Source organism: Pigmentiphaga sp. MLSB6-MA01, assembly GCF_058793475.1.
In genome coordinates this window covers 23,633-39,459 of the sequence record NZ_JBXAFV010000003.1, presented here as the reverse complement: position 1 = coordinate 39,459, position 15,827 = coordinate 23,633, and the positions used below count along the sequence as shown (strand labels likewise).

The window sequence follows — 15,827 nt, the reverse complement described above, 5'->3', positions numbered from 1 at the left end:
CGACGTCTTCCGACTGGGAGGAGAAGGTGAGCGACAAGCAGGATGGTCCCGAACTCGTCCGCGGCGTGCCGCGAGGGTTGGAACGGGGATTGAGGAACTACTGGTATCCCGTGATGCAAAGCGAGGAACTGCCCGCCGGCAAGCCGGTCGGCGTGCGGTGCCTGGACGAGGACCTGGTGGTGTTTCGCGACGCGGCGGGCGTGCCCGGCGTGCTGTTCGACCGGTGCCCGCACCGGTACGTGCAGCTCTCCAGCGGCCGGGTGATGGATGGGCAACTGCAGTGCGCCTACCATGGCTTGCGCTTCGACGGCGCGGGGGCGTGCACGCTGATTCCGTGGGACACGGAAGCCGGCGCCGGCCAACGGGAGAAGGTGCGCGCCCGGTCCTATCCCTGTGCCGAACTGGGCGGCTATGTCTGGGCCTACATCGGGGACACCGAGCGCTTCCCCGCGCCGCCCATCGAAACGTGCGTGCCGGAAGAGCTCCTGCACCCCGAGCGCTTCGTGCATTTCCGGCTGCCCACCGAAGAGTGGGACGCGAACTGGCTGCTGGTGATCGACGGCAGCGATGCCTACCACGCCGTCACGCTGCACATGGAGTCGCAATATCACGAAGCCGTGGCCCGCTACCTGGGGGATGGGGAAGACGGCGGCGCGGCGCAGAAGCTGACGCCGCTGGAAGACCGGCGGGTGAAGATCGTCGAGACCGACGGCCACGGCCTGCGCGGCATCTCCGTGGACCTGGAAGGGAACATGCTGGACCACGGCCATGGCCTGGACAGGATCCAGGGCGAGCGCTTCAATCTGCCGGGCCTCGTGTCCAACGTGCTGCGGCCCAAGGCCGACGCGGCGCCCTATGTGTCGAGGCTGTTCCAGGTGCCCATCGACTATCACCGCACGCGCTTGTTCCGCTATGCGGCGTGGCGCGCCGAAACGCCGGAAGCGCGCGAACGGCTGGCCCGGCATTTCGAGAGCGTGGTCAAGCCCCGGCAGCTCAAGACGTCGGCGGAGGACAAGGAAATGGCGCGCGTGGCGGGCGATCTGGTGGAGTCCCGCGCGAACGAGATCCTGTTCGGCCCGGACCGCGACATGATCCGCATCAGGCGGCGTATTGCCGCGGCGTTCGAGGCACAGCAGACTGACGGTCTTCGCGCGCCCGCCGACGAGCCGACGCCCGCGCCGGCCTCCCTGGTGTTCCCGGTCTGAGCAGGGCATGGGCAGTACCGTCTGGCGGCGGCGGTCCGGGCGGACCGCCGGCCGTGTTTCCCGCAGTTCACCCGGCTGCCCGCAGGGCGGCCGCATGGCGTCTAGCAGAGGTGGAGCATGAAAAAGCTTGTGGCAGTCCTCGGGATGGGAATCGCGGCCGTGCTGGCCTGTCCGGCGCAGGCACAGGGGCCCGACTATCCGGCAAGAGCGGTGACCCTGGTCATGCCCTATAGCGCGGGGACGGGTATCGACACCGCCACGCGGGCGCTGGCCGAAAAGCTGCGCGTGGGCATGAAGGCGCCGTTCATCGTGCAGAACAAGGTCGGCGCGGGCGGCAACATCGGCAGCGAGTTCGTCGCGCGGTCGGCGCCGGACGGGTACACCCTGCTGGTGGTCGCCAACACGCTGGCCATGAACCCCAGCCTGTACAAGAACCTGCCCTATGATCCGGTCAAGGATTTTGCTTCCGTGGGACTGCTGTTCAAGGGAGCGATGGTGCTGGTGGCTTCCAGCAAGGTACCCGCGCGCAACCTCGCCGAGTTCGTCGCGGCCGCCGCGAAGGCGCCCGGCCAGTACAACTACGCGTCCTCCGGCGTCGGCACGCCGCAGCACCTGGCGATGGAACTGCTCAAGGAGGCGACGGGCATGAACATCGTGCACATTCCCCACAAGGGCGCGGGCGAAGCCGTGACGGCCATCGCCGGCGGGCAGGTGGAAGTGGGCTTCGTGCCCATCCAGTCCGCGCTGGCGCAGATCGAGGCCGGCAAGATGCACGCCCTGGCGGTGTCGAGCCCCGTGCGCCAGGCGGCCCTGCCCAACGTGGCGACGGTGGCCGAGTCGGTGGGCAAGCCTTTCGACGTGGACCTCTGGTATGGGCTGTTCGCGCCGGCGGGCACGCCCGCGGCCATTGTCGACAGGCTGCATCGCCAGATGCAGGCGGCGCTGGCGGAGCCCGACATGCAGCAAAGCCTGGCGGCCCAGGGCATGACCAGCGCGGTCAGCTCTCCCGCGGAACTGACCGCGCTGGTGCGCACGGACCTGGCGCGCTGGGCGCGGGTGATTGAAGCCCGGGGCATCGCCGCGAACTGAGGGGCCCCATACCCAGTTCGCGCGCGCCCCCAAGGGGGCGCGATGCGGGTGGACCGGCGGAGCCGGATCCACCGCCTCCTGGGTCCGGTGCCGTGGTCTGGGTTTGTTGCACCGGTGCTTCGATGGTTGCTGCGAACCCATGAGGTTATCGTCTCAGTATGTGAGAAATTCCGTTGACGCCGGATACTCGGCGCGGGATAGTTCGCCCAACAGAAATGAAACGCCATGGGTGGAACGAAACAATGGAATTGGGCGCATCGCTGCATCATCTGCATCTGACCTCGCCGCAGCCGCGGCGGCTGGCGGATTTCTATGCCCGCACGCACGGCCTGGCCGCGAGCGTGGAAGACGGCCGCTGGGTGTGCGCGGCGCCGGGACGCACGCTGGTGCTGTCGGAAGGCCCGGCCAACCAGCTTGAGCACGCGTTGTTCGGTTTCGAGGATGCCGGCCGCTGGCAGGCCTTCAAGGTGCGCGCCGGCGCGCACGCGGCGGCCGAGGTGCCGCCGCTGCCGGTGGCCTGCGACGACGCGCTGGCGGTGCGCGACCCCGACGGCAACCTGATCGTCTTCGCGCTGCGCCCTGGCACGCCCGGGGGCGTGCGGTCCGGTGATGCGCTGCCCGAGGCCCACTTGCAGCACTTCGCGTTGCGCACCCTGGATCCCGCGCCCATGCTGGCTTTCTACGAAGGCGTGCTCGGCTTCACGCTGTCGGACCGCGTCCAGGACGACGAGGGCGTGTTGCGCGCCTGCTTCCTGCGCACCGAAAGCCTGCATCACGCGCTGGCGCTGTTCCGCGCCCCGGTGCGCTGCTTCGACCACCAGTCCTTCGAGACCACGTCGTGGGACGACATGAAGGCCTGGGGCGACCACATGGCCTCCATCCGCGAGACCATCGTCTGGGGCATCGGCCGCCACGGCCCCGGCAACGACGTGTTCTTCATGGTGCGCGACCCGGACGGCAACCTGGCCGAGATCTCGGCCGAGATCGAGGTTTGCCCGCCGGAGCGCCCGGCGGGGGTGTGGGTGCACGAGGAGCGCACCCTCAACCTCTGGGGCAAGGCCATCATGCGCGATTGAGGCCATCGTGTCCGACCGTCTGCTGCGCATACTCCAGTCCTTCGACCTCAGCCGCCCGGTGCGCAAGCCGGCCCAGCTCATGGACGAACTGGGCGTATCGCGGGCCAGCATCTACCGTGACCTGAAGTCGCTCGAGGAAGCCGGCCTGCTTGAACGCGTGGCGGACCGGGGCTATGCGCTGGGCCCCCTGATCGTCGAGCTGGACCGCCAGATCCGCCTGGCCGATCCGCTGCTGCAGGCGTCCGGCACGCTGCTGCGCAAGCTGGCCGCCGAGACGGGCGGCACCGTGCTGCTGTGCCGCGTGCATGGCGACAAGGTCCTGTGCATCCACCAGGAGATGCCTTCCGATCCGGTCACGCCGGTCAGCTATGAACGCGGCCGCGCGATGCCCTTGTACCGGGGCGCGACCTCCAAGGTGATCCTGGCGCATCTGCCGCGCGCCGAACTGGAGCGGCTGTGGCACCGTGATCGCGCCACCATCATCGCGGCCGGGTTCCCCGCCGGCCTGCAAGGTTTCCTGGCCGAACTCGAACCGCTGCGCGAGGCGAAGGCCTGCGTGACGCACAGCGAGGTCGACGCGGGGATGGCGGGCCTGGCCGTCGCCCTGCTGGATGGACAGCGGGTGCTGGGCAGCCTCAGTGTCGTCGTCCCGCTGGTCCGGCTGCCAGCCGGGCGCGGCAAGGCCGTCCTGTCCAAGGTCTTCTCGGTCGCATCCTCCATCGAATCGACTCTCGAAAACGAACGCCTGCGGGCGCGCAGCAAAAGATAGCAATCATGCATGCAACTTCCCACTATCCGGTCATCGTCCTCGGTGCCGGCCCGACCGGCTTGACCCTCGCGAACCTGCTCGGGGTCTACGGCGTTCGCACGCTGCTGCTGGAGCGCAATGCATCGACGGTGGACGAACCCCGTGCCGTGTCGATCGATGACGAGAGCCTGCGGACCGCCCAGTCGGCCGGACTCATCGACGAGATCCTGCCTTCCATCGTCCAGGGTTACGGGGTCCATTACTTTTCCTGGTCGGGGCGCGAGTTCGCGCGCATCGAGCCGCGATCGACCGAGTACGGCTACCCCAAGCGCAACGCCTTCCGGCAGGCCGTGCTGGCCGCGCAGCTGTGCGACGGCCTGCGGCGCTTTCCGCACGTCGAGACGAGATTCCGCCACGAGCTGCGGCGTTTCGAGCAGGACGCGGACAGGGTGGTGCTGGAGGTCGACCACGACGGCGCGGCGGTCACGCTGAGCTGCGACTGGCTGGTCGCGTGCGATGGCGGCCGCAGCGGGACGCGCGAGCAATTGGGCATCCCGTTGTCGGGCAATACCTTTGCCGAGAAATGGCTGATCGTGGACCTGCTCGACCGCAAGACGCCGTTTCGTCATACCCGGACCTACTGCGACCCGGACCGGCCTGCCATCCGCTTGCCCGGTCCGCAGGGCACGGTGCGCTACGAATTCATGCTCAGGGAAGGGGAGACCGCCGACTACGTGCTGGACGAGGCCCGTCTGCGCGGCTGGATCCGCGAGCGCGAGCCCTTGGACGAGGGCCTGCCCATCGCCCGCAAGGTGGTCTACACCTTCCATGCCCGGCTGGCCGAACGCTGGCGCGAGGGCCGGGTGCTGCTGGCCGGCGACGCCGCCCACCTGACGCCGCCGTTCGCGGGCCAGGGCATGAACAGCGGCGTGCGCGATGCCACCAATCTGGCCTGGAAGCTTGATGCCGTGGTGCGGGGGCGGTGCGGCCCCGCGCTGCTCGATACCTACGAGATGGAGCGCAAGCCGCACGCCTGGGCGCTGATCGAGATGGCGATGCGCATCGGCCGCTACATGCAACCGAAGTCCCGGTTCGAAGCCATGGCCGCACAGTGGGCGCTCAAGCTGTGCAGCCTGTATCCGCCGGCGCGGGACTACGTGCTGCAGCTCAAGTTCAAGCCCAAGCCACGCTTCGGGGAGGGTTTCTTCGTGCCCTGCCAGGCGCCCGATACCGCGATCAAGGCGGGGCAACTGCTGCCGCAGCCCCTCGTGGAGTGGCCCGGCGGGCAGCGGCGGCGGCTGGACGAGGCGCTCGGCCCCGGCTTCGCCTGCCTGAGCAGGGCTGGCGAGACGCTGGGCCCGGAAGTCGAGGCCTGGATGTCCGCGCTGGATGTCCGCCGGATCGAACTGGTCGCCGCCGAGGACGACTTCCCCTGGCCCGCGGAGCCGGCGCGTCTGGCCGTGCGGGACTGCGAGGGTGTCCTGGCGCGGGTGATGGCCGAGGCCGGCGCGCGGGCCGTGCTGGTCAGGCCCGACCGCTACGTACTCGCGTTCCTGTCGTCCGGCAGGGATGACGCGGCGCGACTGCGGGCGTTGCTGGGCCGCTACCCGGCGCAGCGGTAGGCGCCCATCGCCGCCGGCGCGGGGACGCCTACCAGGCGACCTGGCTCATCGGATCGCCGTCTTCCTCGCGCCCGTCCATCAATGCTTCCGCGATCTGGTCCCGCACCCAGCGGTGCAGCGGGCTCAGGTGCGTGCGCACGTGCCAGGCCATCGCGAACTCGAACTTCGGCAGGGTATAGGGCAGCGCATAGCTCTTGAGCGTGGACATCATGCCGCGCGCCAGCGACGTCGGGAATACCGAGACGAAGTCGGTGCCGCGCAGCACCCGCTCGGCCACGAGAAAACTCGGCACCGATACGACGGTCTGCCGCGACAGGCCCATGCCTTCCAGGATCTCGTCGGTGACGTCGTCGAATTCTCCGCCCAGGGGCAGCACGATGACGTGCCGCATGGCGGCGAAATCCTTGAGCGTCAGTTGCTTCTTCCGGTAGGGATGGTCCCAGCGCATGGCGCAGACGAAAGTCTCGTCGTGCAGCGGACGCACGTGCAGCCGGTCGGGAAAGGCCGAGCGGCGCGCAATGACCAGGTCCACCTGGCCCGAAGCCATGTGCTGTTCGACGTCCGGCACCGTCGAGCGATTGGCGTTGACGAAACCGATCCGCACGCCCGGCGCCATGTTGGCGAGATTGCCGAACCATCTGGCCAGCCGGCACTGCGTCGCGTCGTTGGTGCCGATCAGGATGCTGCCCTGCGCCGTCTTGGGATCGAAGTGGTCTGGCTGGACGATTGCCCGGAAACCGTCCAGGAGTTCCGATAGCCGCGGGGCGAGTTCCAGCGCCCGCGGGGTGGGCGTCATGCCCCGGGCGCCGGGGATCAGCAAGGGGTCGTCGAACATGCGCCGCAGCCGCACCAGTTGGGCGGACACGGCCGGCTGGCTGCTGTTGAGCTTGACCGCCGCCTTGGTGACGTTCAACTCGTTGAGCAGGGTCTCCAGCGTGAGGAGCAGATTCAGGTCTACACGGCCAGCCATAATCAAATCCTTATGCCAACAATTCGACTTATTGATTTCAATTATGCCTTCAAAGGGCGCAATATTCCTACACGGTCAATCAAGCAATGAGTACATACCCTTGAGTCTGACTGAAAGATCAATGAGAAAACGGAGTTCACCATGAAGACCTTTGCATACACCGCCCTGATTGCCGCTTCGCTCATCGGCGCCGCCGCCCATGCCGACCAAGGCAACAACTACGGCAATGATTTTCCTCCTCCCGCGATTTCGACCACGCATGAGCTGACCCGCGCGCAGGTGCTGGCCGAGCTGGCCGAGGCCAAGGCCAACGGCGGCATCGTCTACGACCAGGAAGGCTTCCCGTACGCAACGGCCCAGAAGGCCGCGCCGGTCAGCCGGGCCCAGGTGGTCGAGGAACTCAAGCGCGCCGAACTGGCCCGCCGCGTGGGTGGCCCGGGCGAATACCCGAACAACCTGTAAGCGATGCCGCGGGCCGGCCGGGACCGCATCTCCCGGCCGGCCCGCCAGCGCCTGACCAGATTCTGGAGTTCCCGTCATGAAAGCCCAGGTTTCTTCCTGCCTCGCCGCGGCCCTGATCGGCCTGGCGAGCGTTTCGGCCCATGCCGCGTCGACGCGGCCGGACCTGCTGGGTTCGCCGGTCACCGTCGAGAGCGCCGGACGCGCCATCGTGTTGAACGACGGCACGCGCTACATCAACGTGCAGTACGGTGAAACCGTGCGCTTCGACGTCAACGGCAAGCATTTCGCCGTGAAGTTCAACGGTATCCGTGGCGCGTTCGACCTGAACGACCTGGCTCCCGCCGGCGTGCTGGACCACACCATCAGGGCCTACGTCAGCCCGTCCTCCCTGGACGAGCGCGGTCTTTAGGGAAGCCCACCCCGGGGGGAAGCCCACCCCGGGGGAAGCCCACCCCCATGCGGCCTTCGGCCGCTCCCCCTCAAGGGGGCGGCGCTGGCGGACCGGCAAAGCCGGATCCGCGGCGCCCTGGGTCTAGTGCCTGTCTCTTGGTACGCCACGCCGTTGCTACCGCTGGCAGCCAGCGATAGCAACCGTGCCACGACCCAAGATGGTCCCACTAGACCCAGGATGCGGTGGATCCGGCTTTGCCGGTCCACCCGCATCGCCCCCTGGGGGGCGCGCGAAGCGCGTAGGGGGGGCCCTCATTCGAAGCGATAGCCGATGTTGGTCAGCAGCAGGGTGTCCGACTTCTTCACCCCAGGCTGCGGATTGCTCATGTAGCGGTTCGACAGCGTGACCTTGAGCTCGATCTTCTTCGTGATGGACGTGGTGATGCCCGCGTCGAACTGGACGCGGTAGTCGCCGCCGTTGCTGATGTTGGGGTAAAGCGCCAGGCGCTGGTTGAGCGAGGTCGTGTCCGAGATCATGTGGGTGGACTCTTCCCCCAGCAGCAGTTCGGCCGAGTTGCGGGTCTCGGTGGTGAAGCGCTCGTGGTTGTACGCCAGGCCCGTGAACAGGTCGAAGATCGTCTTCTCGGTCTTGATGATGTGCCGCCCGACGCCGGCCGCCGCGACGCCGCGCACGTCCAGTTCCTGCAGCTTGTCGTGTTCGATGTCCAGCGAACCGAAGCCGAAGGTCCGGTCGGTGATGTCGCGATCGTACTTGCCGCCCATGCGCAGCAGATTGGCGGTTTCGGAGCTGTTGCCGTTTTCCTTCTTGGTTCCGTACAGCGCCGTGAGCGTGAAGTTCAGGCGGTCCCGGTCCGTGGCGCGGCCCGCGTTGGCGCCCAGGTTGAACGAGGTGGAGTCGGTGTTGCCGGAAGCGAGGCTGGCGCCGGCGTTGATGGAACCGCGCCACTTGCCGTCGGTCTTGAGCGGCGCTTGGGCCCATGCGGGCGCGGCGGCCAGAGCGAAGGCGAGGGGGGCGATATGTCGGGTCTTGAACATCGATGCGTTCTCCTTATTGCACCAGGCCGCATGACGGGCACGCGGCGGGACATCCTCAATGACGGGTTGCCATTCGGAGTGGGGTTGGACGAGTCCGCGGCCGGTCGCTGCGTGGCCGCGGGCGGCCGGGTCGAGGCTCGAAGGGGTAGCGTCGCGAGACGCGGTCTGGCACGGGAGAGCGGCGCGGCCGCTTCCCGGGTGGGGCACGCCGCAAGCAGGGCGCGCCGCCTGGGCGACGATGCGCCCAGGCATCACCATACACCGCCCATGTGGCCGGTGCCAACGTAGAATGGCGTGATCGCTCATTCCGGCGTATGCCGATTCGCTTCATGGATGTCATCGTTTCGCTCTGGGACAGGCTGGTGGCGTGGTTCACCGCTTCCGATACCCCTGGCCAGCTCGTGGTCTCGCTGGTGGTGCTGCTTGCCGCCATGTTCGCCACGCGCGCCACCACGCGCTATTACCGGGGAAAAGGGTCGGGATCGACCGAAGAGCGCCGCACCAGCTACCTGACCGTGCGCAATTCCATCGTCATCGTGACGATGCTGCTGATGCTGTTCATCTGGGGCGGACAACTGCGCCATTTCGCGCTGTCGGTGGCGGCGCTGGCCGCCGCGGTGGCCATCGCCAGCAAGGAATACGTGATGAGCGCGCTCGGGTCGCTGATGCGGGCGACCCAGCGGACCTACTCGGTGGGCGACGTGATAGAAATGAGCGGCATGAAGGGCGAGGTGCTGACCATTGACCTGTTCACCACGGCGCTGCTGGAGCAGACGTCGTCGGGCCTGGTCACCGGCCGCGTCTGCCGCTTTCCCAACATGATGCTGCTGCTCAACCCCGTGCGCACGATCTCGGCCATGGGCACGTTCGTGCTCGAGTCGGTGCGGGTGCCGCTGGAGCCGGGGGACGACATCCCGGCGGCCCAGGAGCGGCTGCTGCGGGCGGGCAGGGAGGTGTGCGAACCCTGGCTGGAACAGGCGGACGTGCATTTCCGCCATATCGAAGGCGCCTACCTGATCGCACTGCCCGCCAGCGAGCCGTTGGCCGTGATCGAGCCCGTCGATCCCAAGCGGCTGGACGTGGTGCTGCGGTTCCCCTGCCCCAGCAACCGGCGCGTGCGCACCGGCCAGGAAGTCCTGACCCACTACTACCGGCAATTGCAGGAGCAGGCGGCGGGCGGCTGAGCCCGGCGCTGTACACTGGCGCCTGTAGCGTCGTTCCTGCCATGACCCAAGCCACTTCTTCCCAAGCGGACATCATCGTCGTCGGTACCGGCATCGCCGGACTGGCCGCCGCGCTCGCGTTGGCCCGCCAGGGGCTGCGCGTAGGCCTGCTGGGCCCGCGCGCGCCCTTGCCCGCGCCGGTGGTGGGCAGCTTCGATCCGCGCGTCTACGCGCTTTCGCCGTCCAGCCGTGAACTGCTGGACGGCCTCGGGATCTGGGAGGCCCTGCCGGCCGAGCGAATCACCGGCGTGCGGCGGATGGAAATCCTGGGCGATCGGCCCGCCTGGGGCGATCGCCCAGGCCGGCTCGCGCTGTCGGCGTGGCAGGCCGGTTGCGATCACCTGGCCTGGATCGCCGAGTCGCGTGAGCTGGAACGGGTCTTGAGGCAGGCGGTGCAGTGGTCCGGCATACGCTGGACGACCGAGGATTTCGTCGCGCTCGATGGCGGGCGCGATGCGGATGGGGTGACCCTGCGGACGTCCGGCGGCCAGGCGCTGCGGGCGCGGTTGGCGGTGGCGGCGGACGGGGCCGATTCGGCGTTGCGCGAGGCCGCGGGGCTGCATGCCCAGCGATCGGACTACGGGGCGACCGGCGTCGTCGTGCACCTGGCCGCGGAACTGCCGCACCAGGAGTGCGCCTGCCAATGGTTCACGCCCGATGGCATCCTGGCCTTGCTGCCGATGCCCGATGCCGATGACGGCCCGCAGGTCTCGATGGTCTGGTCGATGCCGCGCGCGCAGGCCGCCGCCTTGCTGGCGCTGCCCGAGCCGGATCGCGCGCCGGCGCTGGAGGCGCGGCTGGCCGCGGCCACCGGGGGCCGGCTGGGCGCGCTGCGCGTGCGCAGTCCGCTGTTCGGTTTCCCGCTGGTCCTGCAGCATTGTCCGCAGCTCTCCCATCGTGGCGTGGTTCTGCTGGGCGATGCCGCCCATGTGGTGCATCCGCTGGCAGGCCAGGGCCTGAACCTGGGGCTGGGCGACGTCAAGGCGCTGGCGGAAGTGCTGGGCGGCCGTGAGCCGTTCCGCACCGTCGGCGATCCCCGGTTGCTGCGCCGCTACGAACGGGCTCGCGCCGAGCCGCTGCTGGCCATGCGCGCCGTGACCGACGGGTTGTTCCATCTGTTCGGCACCCAGGCGGGGCCGGTCGCCTGGCTGCGCAATGCCGGGCTGGACTTCGTGGATCGCGTGCCTTTGCTCAAGCGTATGCTGGTGAACGGTGCGTCGGGTACGGGAACCCGCGCCTGACGGGCGCGGTCCGACTGTTTAGGAGATTCGATGAAACGCATGCTGACTTCCCTGTTGCTGACCGCGGCCATGGCCGTGCCCGTGTCCATGGCGTGGGCGCAAACCGCGAGCAAGAACGCGCCGACCACCGAGGAAGCGGTCAAGCAGCGCTTCGTGCAGCGTTTCGGCGAAGTGGGCGTCGAGGGCGTGTCCCGCACGCCCTATGGCCTGTACGAGGTGCGCATCGGCGGCGAGCTGGTCTACACCGACGAGAAAGTCAGCTTCGTGCTGGACGGCAACCTGATCGACGCCTCGACCCGGAAGAACTTGACGCGCGAGCGCAAGGAGCAATTGCTGGCCGTGAAGTTCGACGAACTGCCGCTGAACCTCGCCATCAAGCAGGTGCGGGGCAACGGCTCGCGTCGCATCGCGTTGTTCGAAGACCCCAATTGCGGCTATTGCAAGCAGTTGCGCCGTTCGATGGAAGGCATCGATAACGTGACCATCTATACCTTCCTCTATCCCATCCTGTCGCCTGACTCCTCCGTCAAGTCGCAGGCGGTCTGGTGCGCGCCGGACAAGGGCAAGGCCTGGGATGAATGGATGCTCAACGGCAAGACGCCCAAGTCCGCCACGTGCGATGCGCCGCTCAAGGAACTGCTGGCGCTGGGCAAGAAGTTGCAGGTGACCGGCACCCCCACCATCATCTTCGGCGACGATACCCGGGTGGGGGGCGCGATTCCGGCCGAACGACTGCGCCAGAAGCTCGATTCCCTGGGCAAGGCCAGCTGAGGCCGGCCCGGGGCGGGAGTCAGCGCGCCGGCGCCGGTACCCCTTCGTTCTTCGGCCACAGTACCCACAGCCGGGTCGGCTGCTTCATGCGGCCCGCCATTTCTCCGGCCTCGTCGCCGAATCCCCAGAACAGATCCACCCGGGCCGGGCCCTTGATGGCCGTGCCGGTGTCCTGGGCCAGCGCCACGACGTTCATGGGCTGGCGCGAAGCCGGCTGGGTGGTCGACAGGAACACCGGGCTGCCCAGCGGCACGATGGACGGATCCACGGCCAGCGAGCGATGGGGCGTCAGGGGCAGGCCCATGGCGCCGCGCGGCCCTTCGGAAGGATCGACGACCGCTTCCTCGCGGAAGAACACCACCGCCGGGTTGGCGTTGAGCATTTCCTTGACGCGGGCGGGATTGCGCCGGGCCCAGGCCCGTATGCCTTGCATCGACGCCTGCGCCGGCGTCAGCTCTCCCTTGTCGATCAGCCACTTGCCGATCGAGACGTAGGGGTGGCCGTTGTGGTCGGCATAGGCCACGCGGATGGTGCCGCCTTGGCCGGGACCGGTATCGAGCACCGCGCGGCCGGTGCCCTGCACCTGCAGGAAGAAGGCGTCGACCGGGTCGTTGACCCAGACGATGGCCGGCGGCTGGCGCTCGGGCCGTTCGATCTCGCCGCGGGTGTCGTAAGGCACGACGCGCTTGCCGTCGAGCTTGCCCCGCACGCGCTTGCCCACCAATTCCGGATACAGGCCCCCCAGGTCTATGGTCAGCAGGTCGGGGGGGACCGCGTAGAGCGGCCACTGGTAGGCGCCGCCGCGCTCGCGCGAGGCGTGGACCAGCGGTTCGTAGTAGCTCGTGGCCAAGCCAGCGGCGACTTCGCTGCCGGGGCCGCGTACCGTCCACGGTTGCAGCCATTGCTCCATGAAGGCGCGCACCTGGTCGGCCGAGGGCGTGGGAGGCAGGTCGCGCGCGGCGGCGCATGCCTGCTGCCAGGCATAGGGGTCGGCCATGGGCGGGGCGGTATTGGAAACCGGCCGGCCGGTGCGCAGGATGATGGACCGGCAGTTGGCCAGGAACGGGCGCCAGATTGCCTCGACCGTATCGGTCCGCCATCCCGGCAACTGCTGCCAGGTCCCGCGCACGAAGTGCTTGCTGCTTGGCAGGGCCGGCTTGCTGGCCGGCCGGGGGACGGGCGGGGGCAGCGGCCTGGCGCCGTCGGGCACCGGCGCGGGCGCCGCCGTGGCCGGCGGGGCGGTCACGACGGGCTGGGCCGGCGCCGTGCCCGCCTCCGGCAGGGGCTGCACCGTGCCGGCCGGCTGCGCGCAGCCGGCCACGGCCGCGGCCAGCGCGAGCGCGGGCAGGGGGAAGCGGTTAAATTGGCGGCAATGCCAGTTTCTGGCAATGAACTCGCGAAGGGACATTATGTGGTTGCTCCTGCTGGAAGCGTTCCTGGCGCTTTCCATACTGGTATTCATCGTGGTGTGGACCATGCGAGGTAGGCGGAATCCCCCGGCTGCGCGCTCCGCACATCCTCCGGCCGAGCCGGATCCATCGCAGCCCGGATCCCCATCGTCGCAGCCCGAAAGGGATGCCCGGGAGCCGTAGGGAGTCTCATATTCCAGAGCGCCGCCCGACCCAGGGCACAGCGGATCCGGCTTCGCCGGTCCGCCGGTGCCGCCCCCGGGACCCGGTGCCGGGCCGCCCCAAGCCGGGTCCCGGCCCCCTCGGGGGGCTGCCGCGTAGCGGCTGGGGGTCCACCATTCGGGGCGCGCGTCAGCGCATAGGGGGGGACCTCACCCATCAGTGCAGCGTCCGGGGCATGGCGAGGACGAATTCGGGGATGTCGACCTCGAAGGGCATGCCGTTCTCACCCACGCAGTGGTAGGTGCCGCGCATGGTGCCCACCGGCGTGGAAAGCGGGCAGCCGCTGGTGTATTCGAAGCTTTCGCCGGGCTGCAGCAGGGGCTGCTGGCCCACGACCCCCAGGCCCCGGACTTCCTGTTCCTGCTGATTGCCGTCGGTGATGATCCAGTGGCGGCTGATCAACTGGGCGGGTTCGGATCCGCTGTTGGTGATGCGGATGGTGTACGCGAAGACGTACTGCCGCTTGCCCGGGTCGGATTGTTCGGCCAGGTAGCGGGGCTGTACGGTAACCGTCAGTTCATGAGATTTCATGCGTGCGCCATAGGGATCTGACAAGCTTCTACAATGGGAGGCATCCGGCCGGGCCGGCATCAGCGGGCGCGGCGTCCGCAGGCATGCCCAGCGGCCTGCTCCTGTAAACGGAATATCTTATGCCAGCCTTCACCATTTCCGGGCCCGCGTCCACGCGTATCGCCCCCAGCATTCTATCCGCCGATTTCGCCCGCTTGGGGGAAGAGGTGCGCAATGTCGTGGCTGCCGGTGCGGATTGGATACATTTCGACGTGATGGACAACCATTACGTGCCTAACCTGACCATCGGCCCCATGGTCTGCGAGGCCATCCGCCCCCACGTGCAGGTGCCCATCGACGTGCACCTGATGGTGGAACCGGTGGATGCATTGATCCCCATGTTCGCCAAGGCCGGCGCCGATGTCATCACCTTCCATCCCGAAGCCTCGCGCCACGTCGACCGCACCCTGGCGCTGATCCGCGACCACGGCTGTCAGGCCGGGCTGGTGTTCAACCCCGCCACGCCCCTGGACTGGATGGATCACGTGATGGACAAGCTCGACATCGTATTGCTGATGTCGGTCAACCCCGGCTTCGGAGGCCAGAGCTTCCTGCCCTCCACGCTGGACAAGCTGCGCCAGGCGCGCGGCCGGCTGGACCGCTGGCAGGCGGAAACCGGCCGCGCCATCGCGCTGGAGGTCGACGGCGGGGTGAAGGCCGACAACATCGCCGCCATCCGCGCGGCGGGCGCCGATACCTTCGTCGCGGGGTCGGCGATCTTCGGCAAGCCCGACTACGCGGCGGTCATCAAGGACATGCGTGCGCAGATCGCCAAGGGCGATGCGTCCTACGCCTGAGCCCGAACCCGGAAAGCAAGGAGCCAGCATGAGTTTTCGCGCCGTACTGATCGATCTCGACGGGACCCTGGTGGATTCCGTGCCCGACCTGGCGCGCGCCGCGAACATCATGCGGGTCGAGTTCGGGCTGGTGCCGCTGCGCGAGGACGTGATCGCCACCTTCGTCGGCAAGGGGATGGAGAACCTGGTGCACCGCGCGCTGTCGGGCAGCCTGGACGGCACCGCAGAGCAGGAGCGCTTCCCGGCGGCGCTGGATGTTTTCCGCGATGCCTACCAGGAGGTCAACGGCGAAACGGCGCGCATCTTCGACGGCGTGATCGAAGGCCTGCAAGCCATGCGGGCGCAGGGGCTGCGCATCGCGGTCGTGACCAACAAACCGGCCGAGTTCACCGCGCCGCTGCTGGAGCGGATCGGGCTGCGCGCCTATTTCGACGCCGTGGTCAGCGGCGACAGCGTCGCCCGCAAGAAGCCCGATCCCGATCCCGTGCTGCATGCCTGCGAACTGCTGGGCGTCACCCCGGCCGAGGCCGTGGTGGTGGGCGACTCCATGAACGACGCCTCCGCGGCCAAGGCCGCCGGGTGCCGCGTGCTGCTCGTGCCGTATGGCTACAACGAGGGGCGCGATGTGCATGCCATCGAGTCCGATGGTATAGTTTCCACGCTTGTCGAGGCGGCGCAGTGGATTTCCCAGTCGCAGGTCCTGTCCCGGACCACGGTGGTTCCGCCGGCATCGCTCTAGTTTCTTCCCAGGGTTCTTTCCCGCACATATGGTTGCCATGACTCGGTCGTCCGTCCAAACCTGCGCCTGGTGGCGCTGGTGGCGTTCGTCTGCCGGGTGGTGGTGATTCTCTCCGGCCGTATGTCAGCGCGCTGACCGGCCTTTGGCAAAATCCCGTACGAATCTCCCCGCCCGAGTCCTTGCCGGACCGTCGGGGCATGTCTGCTCGTGGGTTCCGGACAAGGTCTCCGGCGGAAC

16 protein-coding genes are annotated in these 15,827 nt (G+C 68.3%); 12 read left to right on the top strand and 4 right to left on the bottom strand.

What is annotated here, in order from left to right; genetic code table 11:
• Window positions 1–26 precede the first annotated feature (26 nt).
• From AC1Q6E_RS05690 to AC1Q6E_RS05670, 5 genes are all read left to right on the top strand, one after another.
• A complete protein-coding gene (locus tag AC1Q6E_RS05690; protein WP_152797504.1) occupies window positions 27–1,205 on the top strand; it encodes a Rieske 2Fe-2S domain-containing protein in 1,179 nt (392 codons plus the stop codon).
• Between the two features lie 117 nt (window positions 1,206–1,322).
• Entirely contained in the window at window positions 1,323–2,294 is a 972-nt protein-coding gene (locus AC1Q6E_RS05685) for a tripartite tricarboxylate transporter substrate binding protein (RefSeq protein ID WP_152797503.1), read from the top strand.
• A 242-nt stretch (window positions 2,295–2,536) separates the two neighbouring features.
• The gene (locus tag AC1Q6E_RS05680; protein ID WP_492572368.1) at window positions 2,537–3,370 is read left to right on the top strand and encodes a VOC family protein; all 834 of its coding nucleotides are present in this window, start codon (window positions 2,537–2,539) and stop codon (window positions 3,368–3,370) included.
• Window positions 3,371–3,377: 7 nt separating this feature from the next.
• Window positions 3,378–4,139, top strand: a complete 762-nt coding sequence (locus AC1Q6E_RS05675; RefSeq protein WP_492572367.1) for an IclR family transcriptional regulator — start codon at window positions 3,378–3,380, stop codon at window positions 4,137–4,139.
• A gap of 5 nt (window positions 4,140–4,144) precedes the next feature.
• Window positions 4,145–5,740: a bifunctional 3-(3-hydroxy-phenyl)propionate/3-hydroxycinnamic acid hydroxylase gene (locus AC1Q6E_RS05670; RefSeq protein ID WP_152797501.1), complete on the top strand. Its 1,596-nt coding sequence runs from the start codon at window positions 4,145–4,147 to the stop codon at window positions 5,738–5,740.
• A 28-nt stretch (window positions 5,741–5,768) separates the two neighbouring features.
• Here the strand turns inward: AC1Q6E_RS05670 and AC1Q6E_RS05665 are convergent, their stop codons facing one another.
• Window positions 5,769–6,710, bottom strand: coding sequence for a LysR family transcriptional regulator (locus AC1Q6E_RS05665; protein WP_492572366.1), 942 nt, complete (start codon window positions 6,708–6,710; stop codon window positions 5,769–5,771).
• Between the two features lie 141 nt (window positions 6,711–6,851).
• Between AC1Q6E_RS05665 and AC1Q6E_RS05660 the strand changes: the two genes are divergently transcribed.
• Window positions 6,852–7,172, top strand: a complete 321-nt coding sequence (locus AC1Q6E_RS05660; protein WP_296555566.1) for a DUF4148 domain-containing protein — start codon at window positions 6,852–6,854, stop codon at window positions 7,170–7,172.
• 76 nt (window positions 7,173–7,248) lie between these two features.
• Window positions 7,249–7,581: a CzcE family metal-binding protein gene (locus tag AC1Q6E_RS05655; RefSeq protein ID WP_152797498.1), complete on the top strand. Its 333-nt coding sequence runs from the start codon at window positions 7,249–7,251 to the stop codon at window positions 7,579–7,581.
• A gap of 293 nt (window positions 7,582–7,874) precedes the next feature.
• Here AC1Q6E_RS05655 and AC1Q6E_RS05650 read toward each other — a convergent pair whose 3' ends face one another.
• Window positions 7,875–8,618 (bottom strand): DUF481 domain-containing protein, encoded by a 744-nt coding sequence (locus AC1Q6E_RS05650; RefSeq protein WP_296559714.1) that lies wholly within the window; start codon window positions 8,616–8,618, stop codon window positions 7,875–7,877.
• Between the two features lie 329 nt (window positions 8,619–8,947).
• Between AC1Q6E_RS05650 and AC1Q6E_RS05645 the strand changes: the two genes are divergently transcribed.
• From AC1Q6E_RS05645 to AC1Q6E_RS05635, 3 genes are read left to right on the top strand one after another with little or no spacing between them, the layout of a single operon-like run.
• Entirely contained in the window at window positions 8,948–9,802 is an 855-nt protein-coding gene (locus AC1Q6E_RS05645) for a mechanosensitive ion channel domain-containing protein (protein WP_296559712.1), read from the top strand.
• A gap of 41 nt (window positions 9,803–9,843) precedes the next feature.
• On the top strand, window positions 9,844–11,082 hold the full coding sequence (locus AC1Q6E_RS05640) for an FAD-dependent monooxygenase (protein WP_152792372.1): 1,239 nt from the start codon (window positions 9,844–9,846) through the stop codon (window positions 11,080–11,082).
• 30 nt (window positions 11,083–11,112) lie between these two features.
• On the top strand, window positions 11,113–11,853 hold the full coding sequence (locus tag AC1Q6E_RS05635; RefSeq protein ID WP_492572365.1) for a DsbC family protein: 741 nt from the start codon (window positions 11,113–11,115) through the stop codon (window positions 11,851–11,853).
• Between the two features lie 19 nt (window positions 11,854–11,872).
• Here the strand turns inward: AC1Q6E_RS05635 and mltA are convergent, their stop codons facing one another.
• Window positions 11,873–13,261 carry a murein transglycosylase A gene (gene mltA, locus AC1Q6E_RS05630; protein WP_492572364.1) on the bottom strand — a complete coding sequence of 463 codons (1,389 nt, stop codon included), beginning with the start codon at window positions 13,259–13,261 and terminating at the stop codon, window positions 11,873–11,875.
• A 379-nt stretch (window positions 13,262–13,640) separates the two neighbouring features.
• Window positions 13,641–14,015 (bottom strand): Co2+/Mg2+ efflux protein ApaG, encoded by a 375-nt coding sequence (gene apaG, locus AC1Q6E_RS05625; RefSeq protein ID WP_152792368.1) that lies wholly within the window; start codon window positions 14,013–14,015, stop codon window positions 13,641–13,643.
• Window positions 14,016–14,134: 119 nt separating this feature from the next.
• Here apaG and rpe point away from each other — a divergent pair, with 119 nt between their 5' ends.
• Together rpe and AC1Q6E_RS05615 are read left to right on the top strand one after the other, a co-directional pair.
• On the top strand, window positions 14,135–14,851 hold the full coding sequence (rpe, locus tag AC1Q6E_RS05620; protein WP_152792367.1) for a ribulose-phosphate 3-epimerase: 717 nt from the start codon (window positions 14,135–14,137) through the stop codon (window positions 14,849–14,851).
• A gap of 28 nt (window positions 14,852–14,879) precedes the next feature.
• Window positions 14,880–15,590: a phosphoglycolate phosphatase gene (locus tag AC1Q6E_RS05615; RefSeq protein ID WP_296558698.1), complete on the top strand. Its 711-nt coding sequence runs from the start codon at window positions 14,880–14,882 to the stop codon at window positions 15,588–15,590.
• Window positions 15,591–15,827: the final 237 nt, after the last annotated feature.